The organism is uncultured Arcanobacterium sp. (assembly GCF_947253055.1).
Classification (GTDB): Bacteria; Actinomycetota; Actinomycetes; order Actinomycetales; family Actinomycetaceae; genus Arcanobacterium_A.
Genome location: NZ_CAMXYE010000084.1, coordinates 1 through 5308, shown reverse-complemented (window position 1 = coordinate 5308; position 5308 = coordinate 1). Strand labels below are relative to the sequence as shown.

Annotated in this window: 5 protein-coding genes and 1 riboswitch; of the genes, 4 read left to right on the top strand and 1 reads right to left on the bottom strand. The window is 46.2% G+C overall.

The annotated features are described in order from the left end of the window. Window positions 1–265: 265 nt before the first annotated feature. Window positions 266–1033 (bottom strand): HAD-IIB family hydrolase, encoded by a 768-nt coding sequence (locus tag Q0X35_RS05840; protein ID WP_297566468.1) that lies wholly within the window; start codon window positions 1031–1033, stop codon window positions 266–268. Between the two features lie 122 nt (window positions 1034–1155). Here Q0X35_RS05840 and Q0X35_RS05835 point away from each other — a divergent pair, with 122 nt between their 5' ends. From Q0X35_RS05835 to Q0X35_RS05820, 4 genes are all read left to right on the top strand, one after another. Continuing rightward, a complete protein-coding gene (locus Q0X35_RS05835) occupies window positions 1156–2400 on the top strand; it encodes an AI-2E family transporter (RefSeq protein ID WP_297566466.1) in 1245 nt (414 codons plus the stop codon). An 83-nt stretch (window positions 2401–2483) separates the two neighbouring features. Beyond that, window positions 2484–3158: a metal-dependent transcriptional regulator gene (locus Q0X35_RS05830; RefSeq protein WP_297566464.1), complete on the top strand. Its 675-nt coding sequence runs from the start codon at window positions 2484–2486 to the stop codon at window positions 3156–3158. A 550-nt stretch (window positions 3159–3708) separates the two neighbouring features. Then, window positions 3709–3794, top strand: a riboswitch (SAM riboswitch). 4 nt (window positions 3795–3798) lie between these two features. Further along, a complete protein-coding gene (locus Q0X35_RS05825) occupies window positions 3799–4785 on the top strand; it encodes a methionine ABC transporter ATP-binding protein (protein ID WP_297566462.1) in 987 nt (328 codons plus the stop codon). After that, on the top strand, window positions 4785–5308 hold a 524-nt coding region (locus Q0X35_RS05820; protein ID WP_297566460.1), incomplete at its 3' end, for an ABC transporter permease subunit. The genes Q0X35_RS05825 and Q0X35_RS05820, both read left to right, overlap by 1 nt.

The following is a 5308-nucleotide window of genomic DNA, read 5'->3' as shown; positions in this document are numbered from 1 at the left end:
TTGCTAAACAGAGAGCCGTAGCGAGCCCAGCACCACCTGCTTCTTGCCAAGCATCGGGAGCACCGGAAAGTTTCTGGAGCCGTCTCTCTACTTCTGCAGCAGAAAGTTCCTCCAGTTCTGCGTCTAAATCTTTATTTCGCATTTCCGGCACTTCTTTCTCTTTTCGTAGTTTCTCTCTCCGCAGATGCTACCTGTTGCAGCTGCAAAGATTCCGCGTCGTTATTAGCTTCCCGTTACTAGCTTTCCAGCTTAGTAATTTCACATTTTAGCGGGCAGTATATTTGGCAATAAAATCAGCTGTTTCTTCCCAGCCTTTCACTGCATAGGTGGCAATACCTAGCCGTTTTACTGGATAGTCATTTCCGCCCTCGTCGAGGCGATCGCCAATAAAGAGCATCTGTGAAATTGCAATGCCGGTTTCTTCCGCTAAAGCTGCTATTCCGTAGGCTTTATCTACTCCTTTTTGAGTCACGTCAATAGACGTAGACCCCCCACTGCGCACTTCTAATTCTGGGAGCCGCCGCGCCACTCTTTCCCGCAGAGCTTCCTTTTTTTCTCCGTTCGGATCCCAAGCTTTTTTCGCTTCCAAAGGCGCCTGCTGGCCTAATGCAGAAAAAGTAATCTGGGAACCTCGGTCTTCTAAAATTGGCCCCCAAGTCTCTGCTTCCCACAGTCCCAGCTGTTTCGCTTCTTCCTCTAAGACCCTTTTAGTTTTCTCCCGCAATTCCAGCGGCAAATCACGAGCGTAGAGCGTTTCCCATTTTCCTTTTCGATAACGCAGATAGCGAGTACCACAGGTAGGCATAATATGCAGATTCTCTAGCTTAGCTCCCACACTCTCCAAACCTGCTAAGAGCTGAGTACGAAACTGGGCAAAATTTCCACCGGATATCACGCATACGGGGGTATCCATTAATAATTTTTTTAATTCCTCCCCCATCCGCGGCGGTAATGAAGACTTCGAAGGAGCCAAGGTGTCATCTAAATCGAAAGCGAGTAGCGCATAGTTCTCCATAGGTTCTTCGCTCTCCATAAGTCCCTCTTCTCTCTTTCTACTTTCAGAGCTGCTTTTCATTCCGGAATTTCCGCAGCACAACAGATAGCTTAAATTATACTAAAATTAACTAAACGACTTATCTACCCGAGAGAAATTCTATGCCCGATACCTATCTGAATTCTAAAAAAGATTCCGCCCTCTCCACACATATACCACTAGTTTTACAGATAGCGGCTGGCTGGGCATGGCGGTTGTTAATCATCGCCGCAACTTTAGCTCTCGGTGGTTGGTTACTCTTAAAGTTTTCTACTCTCCTTATTTCTTTACTCGCCGCTATATTGATGACGGTATTGGTGGAGCCAATTGCCGCCGGAGCGCGCCGCAAATTACATCTTCCACCCGCCGCGGGAGCCGCCCTCGGATTATTTACGATTTTATTTATTATCTTCGGCATTTTAGGAACTTCGGGCACGGGGCTTTACAAAGGATTTTCCGAGCTTGGAAGCAATCTGGAAAAAGGAATGCAAAGCATCTTTAGCTGGATAAACGCCAATTTTCCCGGGGCACAGGCGGAATTAGATAATGTTTGGAATTCGCTGCAAAGTGCGGCGCGTGGAAATAGTCAGCATATTCTGGGTGGCGTAATGGCCATCGGCTCTTCTCTAACTTCTTTCTTGACGGGAGCAGTACTGGCCTTCTTTGCGTTATTCTTCTTCTTAAAAGACGGGCGCCGCATCTGGCATTGGTTTGTACGCTTAGCTCCTCCTCCCTATCGCGATGCAATAAATGAAGCCGGTATCCGCGGATGGGTAACTATTGGAAATTATATGCGCACCCAGGTAGTAGTGGCCTTTGTGGATGCCTTAGGAATAACGATTATTGCTCTTCTACTGCGCACTCCTATTACAATCGCGTTGCCTATTTTTGCGCTAGTATTTTTAGGTTCTTTTATTCCGATAATTGGAGCTTTCCTTTCGGGGGCAATAGCGGTACTAATAGTGCTGGTAAATACCGGCAATCCTTTTATGGCTTTATTAATGTTCGGCGGAGTAATTTTGGTGCAACAAGTAGAAGGCAATCTTTTACAGCCACTTCTCCAAGGAAATGCTTTAAATATGCATGCTTTAGCGATTGTGCTGCTGGTAACCGGCGGCTCAGCGGTGGCCGGAGTAGTAGGAGCCCTATTTGCGGTACCGATAGCGGCAGCTATAAACAGTGCTGTGCTCTATTTGCTGGGTCATGATTCTTTCCCCTATTTACAAGATAATAAAGACCGCCCCGGCGGATCCCCTAAGCCTTTCTCTACTTATACCGAGCTACATTGGCAGCAGTTTAACGAAAATGCCGTCCGGCAAGGAGCGAAAAAGCAAAAGAAACTGCGGAAAAATCCGCATAAAAAATAGCAACTGCACCTATCTCCCGAAATTTGCTCCAGATTGCTAGTCTAGAAGTAGTAATGCAGGAGAGGCATTGAAGGAAGTATGAAATGGATCTTACTCCCAGTAATGAAAATTACTTAAAACATATTTGGCAGTTATCAGAGTGGCCGAATGCCACTGCCGAGAATAACGGAGCAGCTCCCAAAGATATTGCTGAACGCATGGAGTTGAGCCCTTCTACCGTTTCGGAAGGTGTAAAGAAACTCGCCACGCTAGGGTTAGTGCATCATCACCGCTACGGAAATGTATCTCTCACCCCTAAGGGCACAGAAATTGCCCTTAATATGGTGCGGAAACACCGTCTAATTGAAACTTTTTTAGTAGCAGAACTCGGCTACGGCTGGGATGAGGTACATGCAGAAGCAGAAGCTTTAGAGCATACGGTATCGGATGTTTTTATCGAACGTATCGATAAGCTACTGGGATACCCCACTCACGACCCCCACGGAGATTCTATTCCCAGTGCAAGTGGAAAAATTTCCCGAGTAGAGGCAGTGCGAATTGCCGATTTATCTGCTCCTGGAGAAGTGGAAGTAGTGCGCGTATCGGATAAAAATTCCGAAATTTTAAGCTATTTGGCCGATATGGGAATTAAACCGCATACCACAATTAGAATCGAGAGCTTAAAACCAGCTTTAGGAATTATTTCGATAGATACCGGGCAAAAGCAAGTTGACCTCTCATTCACTATTGCGCGGCAAATTTGGGTACACCAATCCTAGCAAGGAAAAGTGACGCCACGCTTTACCTACTAAATTCGTTACCCCAATTCTCTACCTCGTTCTTTACCAAATTCTCTACCTCGTTCTTTACTCTAAATTCCTGATTCACCCTAATTCTGCAATGCTGCATCGACAGTAATCTGGAATTATTAAGAGCCCACTGGGTGGAATACGAAATAAAGCTGACGGCGGATTTCCGGCCAGCGGGGTGGAATTCTGGGAATTGCCAGAGTGATGCGAATCGCGGAAATTATGCGAATCTGGAAAAGCATCTAGATTGGGCGAATTGCAAGAATTAACAGAATTTTTTGGCGCCGGAAACGGCGAATTAGGGGTGGAAAAATTATTAGGCATTTTTTTAGCTCCTTCACTACTCTTTAAAAAAATTCTCCTCTTTGCCTCCGAAATTTTTCTTGATTCTCTGCTTTTTTCAGCACTTACTTCCGCATTAATGCAGCTCACTAAAGTGAAATCTCCTAAATTATCTCTACTATAGGGAAGGTCACATCAGTAAACTTGCGTCTTTTCAATCTTTGTGGAATTCTAAAACTGTTCATCCAGAGCAGCAGAGAGACTCGGCTCTTTGAAGCTGCAGCAACCCGGATAGACGGGTGCTAATGCCGAGATCGATGGAGGTAAAATGATTGAGTTACAGGAAGTAACGAAAATATATCCCCGAAAAGGGCAAGATCCGGTAGTAGCTTTGGATCATTTAAGTCTTTCCGTACCTGAAGGTAGTATCCACGGTATTGTGGGTGAATCCGGAGCTGGAAAATCTACTCTTATTCGGTGCCTTACCGCCTTGGAGCATCCCACTTCTGGCTCGGTACAGGTGGCAGGGAAAAATTTCACGGAGCTCAATCCGAAAGAATTGCGGGAAGCTCGCCGCGAAATCGGCATGGTTTTTCAAGGCGCTAATCTTTTAAGTGCCCGTACTGCCGGAGCAAATGTGGAATATCCACTGAAAATAGCCGGCGTACCTACTGCAGAGCGCAAAAAGCGGATTGGTGAACTTTTTAAGCTGGTGGGCTTAGAGGGGCGAGAAAGCTCCTACCCTGCTCAACTTTCCGGTGGGCAGCGCCAGCGCGTGGGAATAGCGCGTGCTATCGCCACTAATCCTTCTGTGCTACTTGCCGACGAACCCACTTCTGCTCTAGATATGGAGACTACTGATCAAATTCTAGATTTGATTAAGAATGTACAGCGCCAGACTGGAGTTACGGTCGTAGTAATTACCCACGAAATGCCTGTGGTACGAAAGATTTGTGATTCGGTGACGCTACTAGAAGCGGGGCGGATTGTAGAATCGAAAGAGATTTCCCAAGCGGTTTCGGTACCGAACTCTCCGCTCAGTTTGAAACTTATTCCCAAACCGAAAGTAGAGAATTACGATCTTTCTGGAAAAGATTTAATAGATATTTTCTTTACTGCCCATCCGCAGGAGCCGGCTGGCGCCAAAGTGATTGGTTTAGTGGCACAGCTCGGAGCTGATATTGCCGCTGGCCTATTCGAAACGGTAGGAAGAATTCAGGTATCGCGAATTGCTTTAACTGTGCCCAACTCTAATACGGAAAAAGTGCTGGCCGAGCTGAAAAATAACAGAATTTTTGCGGAGGTGCGGAGCTAATGAATCTACTACAAAGCACTGCTACTCTGGCTGCTACAACTATACAAGCTGGAGATACTTGGATAAATAATCCGGCAATTCAGCAAAAGCTTCTGGAATCTATCTGGGAAACTATCCTCATGGTAGGAGTTTCCACTTTCTTCACGATTCTACTCGGAATTCCTTTGGGAGTTTATCTGGCAGAGAGCCGTAAAGGAGGGCTAATTCCCAGCCCAATTGGAAATCGAATCATTGGCACTATAGTCAATCTGGGAAGAGCTATTCCTTTTATCATTCTGGCTATTATCGTGCTCTTTGCGATTCGAGCTTTGAACTTTCCCGGGCTGACAGCCGTCGGCTGGCAAGCTTTCACCATCGCTTTAGCAGTTTCTGCTATTCCTTATTTTGCTCGGATGGTTGAATCTAATGTACTCGCCATCGAACCTGGAAAAGTAGAAGCCGCGCAGATGATGGGAGCGCGCCCTCTCCACATTATGGCTGTCTCTTATACACATCTGACGCTGCCGACGAAACCTTATGGGTG